10 protein-coding genes and 1 pseudogene are annotated in these 13,755 nt (G+C 55.1%); 3 read left to right on the top strand and 8 right to left on the bottom strand.

The annotated features are described in order from the left end of the window. Positions 1–19: 19 nt before the first annotated feature. On the top strand, positions 20–655 hold the full coding sequence (locus K1V27_RS04445; RefSeq protein WP_258928330.1) for a tyrosine-type recombinase/integrase: 636 nt from the start codon (positions 20–22) through the stop codon (positions 653–655). Between the two features lie 56 nt (positions 656–711). Here the strand turns inward: K1V27_RS04445 and K1V27_RS04440 are convergent, their stop codons facing one another. From K1V27_RS04440 to K1V27_RS22730, 8 genes and pseudogenes are all read right to left on the bottom strand, one after another. Beyond that, positions 712–2,469: a DUF2207 domain-containing protein gene (locus K1V27_RS04440; RefSeq protein ID WP_258928329.1), complete on the bottom strand. Its 1,758-nt coding sequence runs from the start codon at positions 2,467–2,469 to the stop codon at positions 712–714. Positions 2,470–2,483: 14 nt separating this feature from the next. Then, positions 2,484–3,038 (bottom strand): LemA family protein, encoded by a 555-nt coding sequence (locus K1V27_RS04435; protein ID WP_258928327.1) that lies wholly within the window; start codon positions 3,036–3,038, stop codon positions 2,484–2,486. A gap of 259 nt (positions 3,039–3,297) precedes the next feature. Further along, complete coding sequence (locus K1V27_RS04430; RefSeq protein WP_258928326.1) at positions 3,298–4,260, bottom strand: P1 family peptidase; 963 nt, start codon at positions 4,258–4,260, stop codon at positions 3,298–3,300. Between the two features lie 17 nt (positions 4,261–4,277). Continuing rightward, positions 4,278–5,180, bottom strand: a complete 903-nt coding sequence (locus K1V27_RS04425) for a hypothetical protein (protein ID WP_258928325.1) — start codon at positions 5,178–5,180, stop codon at positions 4,278–4,280. Between the two features lie 30 nt (positions 5,181–5,210). Next, positions 5,211–6,254 (bottom strand): MotA/TolQ/ExbB proton channel family protein, encoded by a 1,044-nt coding sequence (locus K1V27_RS04420; protein ID WP_258928324.1) that lies wholly within the window; start codon positions 6,252–6,254, stop codon positions 5,211–5,213. A 734-nt stretch (positions 6,255–6,988) separates the two neighbouring features. Further along, positions 6,989–7,504 (bottom strand): nitrous oxide reductase accessory protein NosL, encoded by a 516-nt coding sequence (locus K1V27_RS04415; RefSeq protein ID WP_258928323.1) that lies wholly within the window; start codon positions 7,502–7,504, stop codon positions 6,989–6,991. 109 nt (positions 7,505–7,613) lie between these two features. Then, positions 7,614–8,507, bottom strand: coding sequence for a damage-control phosphatase ARMT1 family protein (locus K1V27_RS04410; RefSeq protein ID WP_258928322.1), 894 nt, complete (start codon positions 8,505–8,507; stop codon positions 7,614–7,616). Positions 8,508–9,567: 1,060 nt separating this feature from the next. Continuing rightward, positions 9,568–10,569, bottom strand: a pseudogene (locus tag K1V27_RS22730) (hypothetical protein); the annotation flags it as partial. A 478-nt stretch (positions 10,570–11,047) separates the two neighbouring features. Here K1V27_RS22730 and K1V27_RS04400 point away from each other — a divergent pair. Beyond that, positions 11,048–12,160: a PQQ-dependent sugar dehydrogenase gene (locus tag K1V27_RS04400; RefSeq protein ID WP_258928319.1), complete on the top strand. Its 1,113-nt coding sequence runs from the start codon at positions 11,048–11,050 to the stop codon at positions 12,158–12,160. Between the two features lie 551 nt (positions 12,161–12,711). Continuing rightward, the gene (locus tag K1V27_RS04395; RefSeq protein ID WP_258928318.1) at positions 12,712–13,650 is read left to right on the top strand and encodes a DUF3786 domain-containing protein; all 939 of its coding nucleotides are present in this window, start codon (positions 12,712–12,714) and stop codon (positions 13,648–13,650) included. The last annotated feature ends 105 nt before the right edge of the window (positions 13,651–13,755 follow it).

Raw genomic sequence — 13,755 nt, 5'->3', positions numbered from 1 at the left:
TGAGGGCGGCGTAAGGGTTATGGCAAAGAAAAAGACTTCAGGAACCAAATCCGCAGGTGAAGGCGATGCCGCATCGTCCATCCAGCATCTCAGCCGTCCGCAGATCCAGAAGCTCATGGATGCTTTCCGGTTGTGGAACGACAATGCCCATAGTCAATATATAAGGCGGGTTCGCGGGAGATACTGGCTGGCGTTCCTTTTGCTCCGCTTTACCGGAGCGAGAATAGGCGAAATCCTGTGCGTCAATGACTCCTCGGATATTGATTTTGCCAGAAACGAAGTGAGAATTATCGCATCGGAATGTTCTTCAGAAAGAAAACAGGAGAGGGTTATTCCCGTGTCCACCGAGGTCATTTCGAGAATATACCATTACCAGTCGGAATTTCCGGCCATGCGGGGCAAAGTCTTCACGCTGGATCAGGGCAATTTCAGAAGAAAATTCTATAAGCGGGCAAAGGAGGCCGGCATCCCCAGAGAACTGTCCTACCCTCATATCCTGCGACACACCAGGGCCATCGAGCTGATCGAGGCGGGTGTGCCTTTGACTATGGTCCAGCAGCTCCTCGGGCATGCATTGAGCAGCACAACCGCCGTTTATCTGCAGCGCTCCGAGGTGGCGGCCAAAGAGATCCTGAAGGAAAAGGGCTTGCTTTGATCAGCAAATTTCTCCATCTCTGGACATCCAGCGACCTCTGCGGCCGGTGAACCGCTTCACCAGCTGCCGCCGCCGCCGCCACCAAAACCGCCCCCTGAAGATCCGCCACCGCCGAAACCGCCTCCGCCTCCCCCGCTGCTGCGGGGCGCTGAAAACATGGCTGAGGAAAGACTCGAGCTCATGGTGGTGAGGGAGCTGGAAAAGGCTCGCGGGCTGAACGTTGCAAGCCTGGACGGGTGGGATGAAACGTACCACTGGGGCGGTTCCTGGTCAATCCCCTCGAAGGCTTTAGCCCACCGGTCGGTCACATCCAGAGCGATGGCATACGGCAGAAATCTTGAAAACAAGTGTTTGTCGTCCATTCGTTCGAGCCTGTCTTTTTCGGCACGAGTCAAGAATTCTTCAAAACCCAGGATTTGGTTGTGTGCAAAAGCGCAGGCGGCAGTCTTGGCGGGCATGAATCGGGCCAGTCCCAAGATGGGTAATCCGGCTGCTATACCGGCAAATAGACCGCGCGCGCCGTCGGGCGAGAGCAGCCCAAGCCCGATCGCCAATGCGATGCTCACGGTGAATCCTGCGGCAAGGTAGGTTTTCCTCACCTTGTCCGGGCTCTTGCTGAAATATTTCTTGTTCACCAAATCCTGATAGGGCGTGTCTTTCAGCAGGTCCAGATGCTTGTAAAATTTGTTTTTCAAATCCGACACTTGCACTTCGTTCGAATGACCGGCAAAGATTTTTTCCATCAGTGTGGTCTCGAACTTGCCAAGGTCTTTTTCGGGTTCTTTGAGTTGCCTGAGGGTGTAGGCCGTAGAGTTGAATATCCAACCCTCCTCCACCTGCTCCTCGATGCTGAGGTAACCCTTGGCCGCCAGTCCTACGATGGCTGCGGTGAGGTCCCGCGCGTCGAGTTTCTCATCCATCAGGGTCCCCAGTTCCGCAGCGGAAAGGGGTTTGTCCTGATAGGCCGGAGGTCCGTATGCAACCGGGACGGCTTTGCGCACTATGGGGTCTCTACCCTTCTTGTGCCAGGCCTGCAGCATGCCGATGAAGGTGGCCATCGGCAACAAAAACACCCAGTTTTCCCGCAAATTGACGGCCCACAAGAACTTCTTCCAGGCCGACGGGGGCGATACCAGCCCTTTTTGCCAGGCGAAGCTGAGGGTCAAGCCTTCTCCCGGCTGGAGCGACCTGGTCGCATAAAAAGCGCCGGCATTCTCTTCCGTCTGTGCCGAGCAGGCCGTCTCTCTCGAACCTTGTCGGCCCGTGTAGCAGGTTGCCAGCAGCTTGTCGCTGTTAGCCAGGACATCCAGTTGAACCTTGGCAGACGCTTCTTCAATGGGGGCTTTCCAATAATTGCCGGTGACGTTCCAGTAGAGTTCGTCTTGGTCGCCCAGGAAAAGCACGGCGTTTTCAACCGTGTAGGCGATCACATAGGTTTGTCGCCCTTGAACGTATTTATCGGCATCGCCGATGCGAATGGTGACCACGTTGCCCCTTCGGCCGACTTTGTAGCTCCGGGGCTTTCCCGTTGCGTCGCTCACCGCGGAAACCTTTATGGGAGTTCTCAGGGAGTTGCCGAGCTCATCGACGTACTTGTAGGGGACTTCCCGATAGATGCCGTGTTTTGGCCGGGAAAATGCGACACTGATAGTTTCGATCACCTCCAGGGACGAATCCTTGCGGATGGTGATATCCGCATGATAGCGCTCGATGGTGAAATGCTGAGCCGCTGCGCAAATGGGCACGGCCATGATCATGGCAGCCAGCATCAGGGAGGTGCTAAAGCCGTGGCGTTTTGAAAATTTTGGCGGCATTTGGGAACTCCGATCTAAAAACTCACCTTGACGGCTTGTCTTTCCGCGGCAGGGGATTCCAATTCAAAAAATTCGCGGGTGTGAAACCCAAACTGGGAGGCGATGAGGTTGGATGGGAAGGAGTGGGTGAGCGTATTATAGTCGCGCACCACCGCATTGTAGTAGCGCCTGGCCTGCTCGATATTGTCTTCCAGCTCCTTCAACTGGGTCTGCAGTTGCAGGAAATTGGTGTTGGCCTTGAGGTCCGGGTACGCTTCGGCGACGGCGAAGAGGCTCTTCAACGTTTGTCCCAGCATGTTTTCCGCCTGAGCTTTATCTTCGGGTGATGTCGCCTGCATGGCTCGAGAGCGGGCTGCGGTCACGTTTTGGAAGAGCGACTGTTCGTGTGAGGCGTAGCCCTTGACGGTTTCCACCAGGTTGGGGACGAGGTCGTAGCGCTTTTTCAGCTGCACATCAATGTCCGACCAGGAGGAATCGGCCGTGTAGCGCAGCCGCACCAGCTTGTTATAGATGACAATTCCGGCCCCTATGGCGGCCCCAATCAGCCCCAGGACAATGTAACCGAGCATTTTTTCCCCTTCTTCAATTAGACCGTTTCACGCCATTTGAATCCAGGCACAATTGCATCAAATATCAGCAGTGACAAGATGACTTTCACCTTTTTCTAATAACTTCTCAATCACGTTAGACAAATGATGCTGATTCGCCGGCTCGTCGTTTCCGCGTGCTGGTGACGGGAGTCCGCCAAGCCCGATGAGCTAACAATTCCAAATTACTGGCAAAGGATATATGCCTGCCGGACAGGCCAATTTCCACGAGGTAAAAGGCTCAACGTAGGTCGCTGTAGCATTTGAGCCCGTAAGCGGCACTTGCTCGCTTCACTGCCGCAACCACCGCCCGTTCCATCACCCGGGCTGCCAGCAGACCCAGCACGCTCAAATCCGCTGCGACCTGCCCCGTTCCCATGGTGAAGATGGTGTCCCCGTCGAACATGGAGTGGGCCGGCCGCATACTCCGGGCGTAGCCGTTTTGCGTCATGGAAGCCAGCTTGGCGGCTTGGGCTTTATTGAGCTCGGCATTGCTGACAATAATCCCGATGGTCGTGTTGTCCGCGAACAAATTGCGTTTTTCGGCGTAGGAGCGAATCATGACTGCTTCCGTGTCGGCCAGTGCCGACCGATCGTCATTCAACAGACCAGCCAGCCGCTCTCCACTTTCGGGATCAACCACATCGCCTAGGCAGTTGACGGCCACAATGGCGCCCATCTGCAGCCCACCGACCTGGATGAAATGACACCCCAGCCCGCTTTTCATCGCCCGGTCCATGCCCAGAATTTTTCCCACTGAGGCCCCGGTCCCGGCCCCGATATTACCCTGTGCGGAGAGATCCGGCGATGCGTTGAGGCAGGCTTGATAACCCATCTGTTGGTCGGGCCTGACTTTTGCCTCGCCGACGGTCAAATCAAACAGCACCGCACTGCACACAATGGGCACTCGAGCTACCCGCACATCGAAACCGACGTCTTGCTCTTCCAGGTATCGCATCACGCCGCAAGCCGCGTCCAGTCCGAAGGCACTGCCGCCGGCCAAAACCACCGCGTGCACTTTTTCCACCAGGTTGACAGGATTCAACAGGTCCGTTTCCCGCGTTCCCGGGGCTCCTCCCCTCACATCCACGCCGACCGTCGCCCCCTGTTCACAGAGAATCACCGTACAGCCTGTTGCCGCCCGAAAGTTCTGCGCGTGCCCCAGCTTAATGCCGTCGATACGGGTTGAACCCTGCTCATTCATTATCCAGTTCCTCCAATTCAGTTGTTCTTCCAAGGGATGATGCTCACCGGAATCGTCTTGCGCATGCGTGCCAGGAATTCCTGCAGCTTCCCGTATTGCATCTCCGGGTGGGCCATGAGGAACATCCTTGGCTGGTATTTCTCACGCTCCTCTTCCGAATACTTCTGTGCTTCGTCCTTGAAGAGCTGCTTCACATCCTTGGCCACTTCCAGTAAAGCCGCGTCGGGCAAGCTGGAATAGACGGAAATCTCGGTTTCTCCGCGCAGCACTCTGGCATCCGAATACCCATCGGGGTGCAGTTTGGTAAAAATTTTGTAGACGTTGGTGGGCGTCTCCTCCCCCTTGGGAGTGCTCTTCTTTCCTTTCTCCATTTGTTCCACTTGAGCCAGAATGTCCATCAACCCCTTTTTCTTGAGCAATTGCTTGACTTTTTTCATGTGGTCTTGGAACGTCGCGAGCTGCGCTTTGACTTGATCGCGTGCCTTCCTCAGCTTGGCGGATTGTTCCAGGAGTACATCGTTGTTCTTTGCCAGGCTGGTGTATTTGTTGTTCAAGGCATTATATTCACTGTTTACGGCGCGAAAAGAATCGACGATGGATTTGTGCTCCTTTTGCAACTGCTGGTACTCTTCTTGGGCCTCTTTCAGCTTTTTTGCAGTGACCTTTTGTTCCCTTTGCAGGCTGGTCACCAATTGCTTCAGGGCGTCGTGGCGTTCCTTCCATTTGGCGGTTTGCCGCTCCATTTGTTCCTGCTGAGCGCGCAGCTGGTCGATTTCTTTATGAAACGAACCGACATCCGAGCGGTTGAAGACCATGGCCAGGGTGAGTATGAAAAAAAAGAAGAGCAGTCCGAACACCATGTCTCCAAAGGAGGTGGAAAAATCGCCTCGGCTCTGGTCGTCTTTAAAATAGCCCTTCATGCTTCAATCCTCGCCGGAATATGCAACGACTCAGACATCCGGTTCGTTCGTCTTCAGGTGGTGCTTGCGCCAGGGCAGGAAAAAAGTGATGTAGAGGTACTCATCTTCGGCCAGCAGAATGCGCCTGCGGCTCTCTTCTATCAGGGAGTTGATCCACATGACGATGACCATTCCCACCATACCGGTCAATGTGGTCAAAAAAGCGTTCTTCATGCCTCCCAGGGCCTCCAGCATATTTCCTTTAAAGGAGCTGAAATCCTGCATGCTGGTGGCGGCATCGCGCATCCCGGTAACGGCGAGAGTAAATCCCAGGACCGTGCCGATCATACCCAGCAGGGGGAGGATTTTGATGATGAAGGAAACCTTGGATTCCTTGAGAAATTCTCTTTGGTTGGGAAAAGCCATCAGGGTTTCATAATCGGCGTGCAGGGTATATTCGAAGACGTCCCTCAGATTGTTCCATTTTTGAGCCAGAACACTGTGCCTGGGTTTCATGATGTGATCGATACGAACCAGCCAGTCGTTGGCTTCCGGATCGATGCCGATGATCTGCTGTTCGGCTTCAAGGAAAATTCGGTGTTCCTTTTCCAGGCTCAGATACTGAAGAAAATTGGTGGCAAGCCCGACCAGCATGATGATGGCAATCACCTGCGAGATTCCCGAGGTATCAAAAAATATCTCTCCAAAAATGGCGCGCGTCAGAGGGACGTCCCAGGCAATGCGGGTCAAAAACATGAGCGAAAGGAACGTGACTTTGGGTGCGAAGAGGGGATCGTCTGCGGCGGTCAGTAATCGTCTTCCGACCAAATAACAGGCGGCCAGTGCCGCCAGGAGCGGAACAATGCGCAGTATCCAATAGCCCGCATGCCGCCCCAGCAGGGTGATGAAACCAAGGAACTCCTGCAGGTAATCGGTCTGCCACAGGGCATGCAGCCAGGCAGATTGTGAGCTGTAGGAAAAGATAACGACCATCAGCAGCAGGATGCCTGTCACGGCAAAAAGCAGTAAGGCGCTGAAGGCCTTCGCTCCGTATTCGTCGATGATGGAATTAAACACTTGAAAGAGGCGTTTCATCTGCTGATCCTGAAGTCTTGGCGGTGATAGATTGAGCGCATGTTTTCCAGAGCTGTTCCCTGAGCAGGCGGCTCCTCCCCTCAATGCGGGGAAAGCAGCACAAATGAGTTGAGCCATACCTTGCGCAAGACACAACCCATCGACATTTTCAAAACCAAGCCCGGATTACAAAAAGCGCTGATCAGAAAATATTGCGCTCCACCCAATAAGGCAACCCAAATATCGCTCATGGGGCAGGTGAAACGAATTCAATGTTCTGACTTGTCGGCAATTCGGCATGGTCTGCACTCAACCCCTGTGCAGGCAAATCCTTGGGCGCGGTTTCAGGATCCTTCCTGTCCCCTCGATGTTTTGCGAATCATCAAGGGTTGAGATAACGTCGGTAGGCACGTGCGGCTCCGCAGTGGTTCATCCAGGAGGGGCATCGTAGATTGTCATGTGAGGTCGCCAAAGAGGGAGAAACGGGCATCGGTGTATCGATATATCACGTTGACGCCGTGCACATGTCTTGCCTGTCCGCCAGGAGTCTTGAGATTTTGGTCGATTTTCGAAAGGATGGGGTGCAAGCGAGGCCGCTCACCAAAGGGCGGGGCCCCCCACTCCGCCCGGTTGCTATGGGAGAAGACGATATTTATAAGAAGCCAAACTGGAACGGGGCGAGCAGATCGCCCCGCAGGTCGGTTTGTCGGTAAACAGAGAGACAATTGTCTCCAATCGATGGCATGCATTGGCCGCTAGCTTTTTCCCTCTTGTTTCGTCTTCATTTCTCGCTGTCTCTTTTGGATCATCAGCGTGTCATTGTACATGTCATCAAACGAGGCCTTCATGACTTCATCAAAATTGGCCGTCTTGCCACCGTGCTGTGATATAAAACTGTCCGCCGCATCCTTATCTGCAAAGGCCCATTTCGCTCTTGCCGTCATTACTCCTGGAACGTCGCCGCCGATTACCCAATAAGCCTTTTCCGCATCGATCTGCTGCTTCGTGTTGTAGTCGCCGACGGTAACCCTTTTGACCGGCTTGTCCGTGTGCAAAGCCATATCGATGGCAGCGCAGTGCACTGAGCAGAAACCTTCGACAGAGCCGTCCTCATGTTCGATAATGACCCAGGAGTGCTCATAACTGGCTCGTTCCATGCCGCAGTACATGCAGCTTTGGTCAGCGGCAAAAAGGTTTCCGCAAAGCAGCAGACAGGAAAGGACCGAAACCATGACACAACACAGCGAGCCTTTGAAATGTCCCAAATTCATGATCTTCTCCTTTTGTAAGGGCGTTTTGAGTTGGGAACCTTCTGCCCCCAATAGACTTGCTCTGTGGATGCAGATCGATTCCGGCGAATGAGGTTTGCCATGCCTGTGCTCACATTTCGCTTACAACCGCCGGTTTTCCGCAAGACGCCATGGCACCGCTCTGTCCGAGCACATGGGTGCCAACTGGAAAGCCGGTATGTGCGGCGATAACAGAACACTTGACCTTAAACAGAAAAAAAATGTTTCGCGTTTCCTCACTGAGGGTTTCGAAGTTGCCCTGCCCCTTGGCAATGACCAAATCAGCCTGGTGGAAGCGCCGAACAAAGCTTTCCCTGCACTGCTCAAGCAGCGTACCAGGTGCATCAGAACCGTTGTCGATGATCTCAACCATTCCGTGCAGCCCCGCGCTTTGTGCGTCCTCTCTTGTGGCGTCATTGAGGACGGGAAAGCCGCGCACTGCCAAGGTCACCCGTTCCGTTCCAAGTTGTTCGATGAGCACCCGGTCAAAAACGATTTCTCCAGCATTATCCGCCAGGTATAGGATGTTTCTGGCGGTGCTGAGGGCTGCCCGGAAAACGTTTAGATCCCCGGAGAAAGAATCGTCCAGAACCTGGTTGACTGATTGGCGCAAATCGGCTTCGGTCACGTGGCCGTTGATGCCCATATCGATCACATTTCCGGCAATAGCCAGCCGTACCCCTTGTTCCAATGGGTCTGATGCGGATTCAAGTTGAGCTCTCAGTTCGGGCAGTAAACGCAGCGCCATGTGATTCTGATGCGCTTTTGCCACCCGGTAGGGGTCTTCTTCTCGTGTGATCGTGCGCAGTTGCCGGTGAATGCGCTGAGCCATAACGGGAGGCGGTTGCTGCAGGTCCATCTCACCCGCCCAGTGCAACACCTGGCGCATGAGCGAAGCATGCTGCACGGCATCTGCCGATACCATCCGAACTGCGTTAAGGGCCTGACGAATCAAACAGGGTATACAATCGAGATGTGTTTTCATGTGCATGAACGCATCGCTGGTTTGTTGTCACTCGATTTGAATTGCGGATACGGCAGCTCGCTCCAAACATTGACTCGGTCTCTACAAGCCATGCAAGGCACTCCATTCACTTCAGATGTAAACGCCATGAAACAGCCCCCCATGAAATGGTTCATTGTGCGCTTCACCTGCCGTCAAAAAGGGCAATTAACGTGCCATGCGATGAAGCGGGGGGAGGATATCGTCGATCCTTTAATCATCGCTATTCCAGCAGCAGATGGATGCCGAGGTTGCCCTTGGCTTGGAAGGTCCGGCCGTCCCAGCCGGCAAGCCTCGCCAGCAGCCACCAGAATGCCCGCCCTTTGAGGTTGCAGTTTAGGGGCCGCGAATGGGCACAGCAGTCCTCCCAGCCGCACCCGGCGCACAAAGGAGATCCCCAGTGGGTGGCACACCACTGGTCGGCCCAGTTCCCTCCCCAATAGTCGCAGGCATCGTCCCCGCCGAGAGGGAGAAAAGCGCTGCCCTCGGGGTTGTAGCTTTCGATGTCGGCAAAATCGAACAGCACTTTGCCGTTGGCCCGGCAATAGTCGCGTATCTGATTGTTTCTCAAATGCAGGTTGCCGTTCCCGCCGCTCCCGTCCAGATGCCCTGTCATGTAGACGAAAGTGACATTTGCAAAGTCGGACTCAAGCTGATTCATGAGGTTGAGATAGGTGTTAATGTCGCCTTCCGTGGAGCTGGAAACCTGCCCGCACCAGGACCACATGATGAGGTTGCGGTCATTGCCGGGAGTATTCAGCAGGGCGCGAGTCCTGGTGGCCCAGGTGGTGCGGTCGGGATTGCCCAGGTCTTCGTCGGGTTGGTAGTCGTGCAGCGACAATGCGCCTGCGCTGCCGTCATAGTTGAAAGCATAGAGGGATCCAAGAGCTGACTGCAGCGTTTCCATGCCGGTGACGATCTGGCTGCCGTGGGAAGTATGACCGTAAGCAATGCGAAAATCTGTTCTGGCTTTACTGATCCAATAGCGGGGGATTTTGTCAATGTCGGTACAGGTATGATCAATGATCACAGATTGACCGACCCTGGTCTGTCCCGAATCGGGGTGCACCATGAGAGAAGAAACGTCGACCGCTTCAAAATCGGAGCCATGCACCCGGCCCAGCTGGCGCAGTTCATCATTGTCCCAGTGCTCATCGGGCACTCCCGAAAGGTACCAGGCAGAGCCGTTGTCGGCGAGCATCATGCCGTATTTTTTGAGGGCGCGCAAAATCACCTGGACTCCGGGAGAAAAGGCCGTGATGTCAAAGGACGGGCGGAGCCTGAAGCGCTGCCCCATGGGCGGATACTGTAATCCGGTCAAGCTGGATGCATGGTGGCGCGCCGGCCAGACGTAGGCTCTGCGCGTCTTTGGAACGGTGAAGCGAAGAGCGTGCCGGATCTCTCCTGCGGCCACCTCATCGTAGCGCACCAGGCCGGGCAAAATGGGCAGACCGGCTGCATCCGCCGAAGTCCATCCGGTGGGGCGAAGAGCATTGGATTTGAGATCAAAAATTGCCCCGGACCCGGCCGTCCAGCTGCCATCGGGCTGTGGCCGGGCGTCGAACAGTTCGTATAACATGCAGTTGTCGCGCTCTAGAATCAAAATGTGGCGGTCGCCATCGCTCTCTGAGCCTCCTTCGATGGGCGCATCCGGCGGGATGGGATAGGGGCCGGAGTCGCTTTCATCATCATAGAGAAACGAAACGGCCACCTTGGGCTCGATGCCCGGCACCGTCACATAAGGGATACCGATGGGGCCGCCTTCCAACGGACCCTGACCGAAGTCCGCATGAACGGGTTCTCCGGCTCCTATTGTCGCTATATAGGCTGCTGAATTGGGGTCCACCGGCAGCGTATCGATCGGCACATTCCAGATGTTGTCTGCCGGAAAAACCGAACACCCTTCCAATTTTGGAGCATCATGCGCCTCGACAGGTGCTGCGAGAACAACCGGCCCATGGCAAACGGCGCTCTGAATCAACAGTCCAAGAGCGCAGGTCAGACACCTTGCCAGGCACACGACGGGAATTTTGAAGTGACCCATTTCCCTCCTCCTGAGCCAATCTGTAGGACGTCTCAGCCAAAACCTCCATCGTCTCCAAGAGTTTCTTTCCTCGCAAGGTCTTACGATCCTGCCCGAGCTTTGCCTTGATCACCTCCCGTAAGTAAGCGCTGACGCTTAAAAAAATAATGGCTTACGTTGGTATCAAAGTCAATCGCCGATATGCATGGAGGCACTGCACTACAGGGTGGGCGGGGAGAGGTGGGCCAGGTGAGCTGATTGAAATGACCTCAAGCGGGTTGATGTGTCATTCATCAGCCACAGCCGCCGGTGCAGATGAGAATGGTCGCAAGCTCACCGGTGCCCGTTGACTGGGTGCCTTGCACTGATTAGCAAAAGCCTGAAGAAGAGGTTGGGTTCGTCTGGGAAAGGTTGAGTGATTAAAGAAATGACACGGATCGCAATACATTATCTGGTTCTGCTTTTCCTCCTGACGCTTGGACGGGGTCAGGGAGAGGCTATGGCGCCGATCGACCTGGAACTGGTCGCCGGCAATCTGGTTCAACCGGTTTTCATAACCCATGCGGGCGACGGCTCGGGAAGGATTTTCGTTGTAGAAAAACAAGGTCGAATCAAGATATTCGCAGACAATGGGGTTTTTGCAGATGCCTTTGTGGATGTTTCAGGCAAAATTTTGACAGACGGAGAACAGGGACTCTTGAGCCTGGCCTTTCCTCCAGGCTTCAGTTCGAAAGGATATTTTTATATCTATTACACCAACCTTGACGGGGACAACGTCGTTGCCAGGTATTCCGTTTCGGTAAATCCCAACATTGCCGATGCAGCCAGTGAGGAAATCATTTTGACCCTGCCCCATCCAACCTATCTGAACCACAATGGGGGGCAACTGGCTTTCGGTCCGCTGGATGGGTATCTCTATATCGGCACCGGTGACGGTGGGGGCGGCGGAACGAACAGTCAAGACGGCTCTTCGCTGCTTGGCAAGATCCTTCGCATTGACGTGGAGTCGGGGCCCGGCGCCGATGCAGCCTACAAGATCCCAGCCGACAACCCGTTCGTCGGTTTGCAGGGATACCGGGAAGAGATTTGGGCTCTGGGTCTGAGGAATCCCTGGCGTTTCAGCTTCGATCGAGTTACCGGTGATCTCTATATCGGTGATGTCGGTCAGGCCACCTATGAAGAAATTGACTTGCAGGCTGCAGGCAGTCTGGGAGGCGCCAATTACGGCTGGAATTTTCTGGAAGGGCCTGCCTGCTATAGTCCTCCGACCGGTTGTGTGGAGCCAACCGGCTATGTTGCTCCCATCCACCATTATGACCACACCGTGGGGAGGTCTGTGACCGGCGGCTATGTCTACCGGGGGAAAGCATACCCGGCCATGACGGGAGCTTACTTCTTCGCGGATTTTTCGACAGGAAAAATTTGGGGACTGCGCAGGAAAGGCGCGGGATGGTCCAGCCAGTTGCTGCTGGATACGAGCTTTCTGGTCGCCACTTTCGGCGAGGATGAAGCCGGCGAGCTCTATGTCGCTGACTACACGAACGGCTTGATGTATCGGATGAGAAGCATCGCGGTGCTTCCTCCAGCATACCAGTTGCTGCTGGGGGATTGATTCCCGGGCAGGTTCATATGGCATCCGGGTTCGAGTTGAAGGTGATGGGCCGCCATGCCGGTGCCGGCCCAGCCGCCCCCCCCCCAGGCCGGGGATACGGTCAGGTCGGAAGCCAAAGCCAGCAACCGGGTACACGCGCTACCCAGCTGTGGAGCCGTTTGATGATATGAGGAGGCATACCATCCTTTCGTGTGTTGTGTGCCGAGACAATATGCCAATAACAATGCCGTGCCAATAGAATACTTGCCGGCAATCTGCTCTTTTTGCCGGTTATCAGGCAAACTTCTCGTGGCGACGGTTTCGGTTCCCTGCAATACACTGAGGCCTGTCTCTCCAGTTGACACGAGCACACCTCCGGATACAATGATGCCAAGGATTGGTGATGGGTTTCGCTTCGCTCTACCCATCCTGCTTTCAGTCCATCGAGGAGAACAGGCGATGCAGGCAAGGGTTTCGGCACGCGGTTCACGTGATGAATCCCTTCAGAATTCCAGGCGACGCAAATGAAATTTCTCACCCTCAAACGGTAAATCAAGGAGGCCCAGTAGTTCATGGCAACGGGTGCGTGCGGTATCAATTGCGATGTGTGCAAGCTGCAACTGATGGAAATCTGTTCCAGCTGCGGGTCGGGAAAGAGCCTGCTGGCCAGGCAGAAACTCGCCGCACAGGAGAGGATACTCGGCGGCGTGTGCCCCATTCTTGCCTGTGCCAGCATGAAAAACCTTGACTACTGTATGAGAGACTGCAGCTCGTTTCCCTGCGATCATTTCACTGCCGGTCCTTATCCCTTCAGCCGGGGTTTTCTGGCCATGCAAGAGCGGAGGAGGCAAGAACAGCCGCCGGCTCTGACCCACAACAAGACGCCCATCCAGGTGCCGGCCGAATACTGGGACAGCCTGGAGAGCAAGAACATCGCCGACTTGTGTAACTTTACCCTGTTCAGCCCGCATCCCCCGGAAGGCATGACATTTCGCTGCCTGCGCGACGATGTGCTGATTGACATAGGGAGTCGTTGCCTGAAGCGATTGCACCCGGAAGGCTGGATCAGGCTCGACGATCCACTCCTGGAGCTGGTGACTCTGCTGTATCTGAACCACGTCAATGGATTGTATCCCCTCGGAAAAGACATCGTTGGTCCGCAGGATCTCAAAGAAGCGCACTATTTCAAAGGGCGGCATGCCCTGAAAACCGAGGCGTTGCTCGATCGCTACGGCAACGATCTCGACGGGTTCAAACGGGCGGCGCAGTTTTTGGACGGAAAAGCTCGGGATATGGCGGATGCGGCGTACATGCTGCTGCCGTTTCCGCGGGTGGCCCTTTATTATCTGCTCTGGGAGGGGGATGAAGAATTCAGTCCCAAGCTCTCTGTTTTGTTCGATCGGTCGATAGAAAATTACCTGTCGGGATCAGGCATCTGGTCGCTGGTCAGCTACGTTTCGGGGGCGTTGCTGCGGGGGCCGGAAAGCGGTTCAAAGCCAATTCCCATTTGACAATCCTCCCGATGTGCCCCTGCCATGTCGGGGAAACAACGCCAAGGCGCGAGACCCCCGGCGGGTTACCGCTACCTTTTGGATGCCGACTTCAGTGGGCATGGC

This window comes from Desulfoferrobacter suflitae, from assembly GCF_022603395.1.
GTDB classification, from domain to species: Bacteria; Desulfobacterota; Syntrophobacteria; order Syntrophobacterales; family Syntrophobacteraceae; genus Desulfoferrobacter; species Desulfoferrobacter suflitae.
This window is presented reverse-complemented; position numbering and strand designations above follow the sequence as displayed.

Excerpts from the sequence above, each read along its gene's own strand:
- K1V27_RS04445 (WP_258928330.1), top strand. The coding sequence starts at position 20 with ATGGCAAAGAAAAAGACTTCAGGAACCAAATCCGCAGGTGAAGGCGAT.
- K1V27_RS04440 (WP_258928329.1), bottom strand. The coding sequence starts at position 2,469 with ATGCCGCCAAAATTTTCAAAACGCCACGGCTTTAGCACCTCCCTGATG.
- K1V27_RS04435 (WP_258928327.1), bottom strand. The coding sequence starts at position 3,038 with ATGCTCGGTTACATTGTCCTGGGGCTGATTGGGGCCGCCATAGGGGCC.
- K1V27_RS04430 (WP_258928326.1), bottom strand. The coding sequence starts at position 4,260 with ATGAATGAGCAGGGTTCAACCCGTATCGACGGCATTAAGCTGGGGCAC.
- K1V27_RS04425 (WP_258928325.1), bottom strand. The coding sequence starts at position 5,180 with ATGAAGGGCTATTTTAAAGACGACCAGAGCCGAGGCGATTTTTCCACC.
- K1V27_RS04420 (WP_258928324.1), bottom strand. The coding sequence starts at position 6,254 with ATGAAACGCCTCTTTCAAGTGTTTAATTCCATCATCGACGAATACGGA.
- K1V27_RS04415 (WP_258928323.1), bottom strand. The coding sequence starts at position 7,504 with ATGAATTTGGGACATTTCAAAGGCTCGCTGTGTTGTGTCATGGTTTCG.
- K1V27_RS04410 (WP_258928322.1), bottom strand. The coding sequence starts at position 8,507 with ATGAAAACACATCTCGATTGTATACCCTGTTTGATTCGTCAGGCCCTT.
- K1V27_RS04400 (WP_258928319.1), top strand. The coding sequence starts at position 11,048 with ATGGCGCCGATCGACCTGGAACTGGTCGCCGGCAATCTGGTTCAACCG.
- K1V27_RS04395 (WP_258928318.1), top strand. The coding sequence starts at position 12,712 with ATGGCAACGGGTGCGTGCGGTATCAATTGCGATGTGTGCAAGCTGCAA.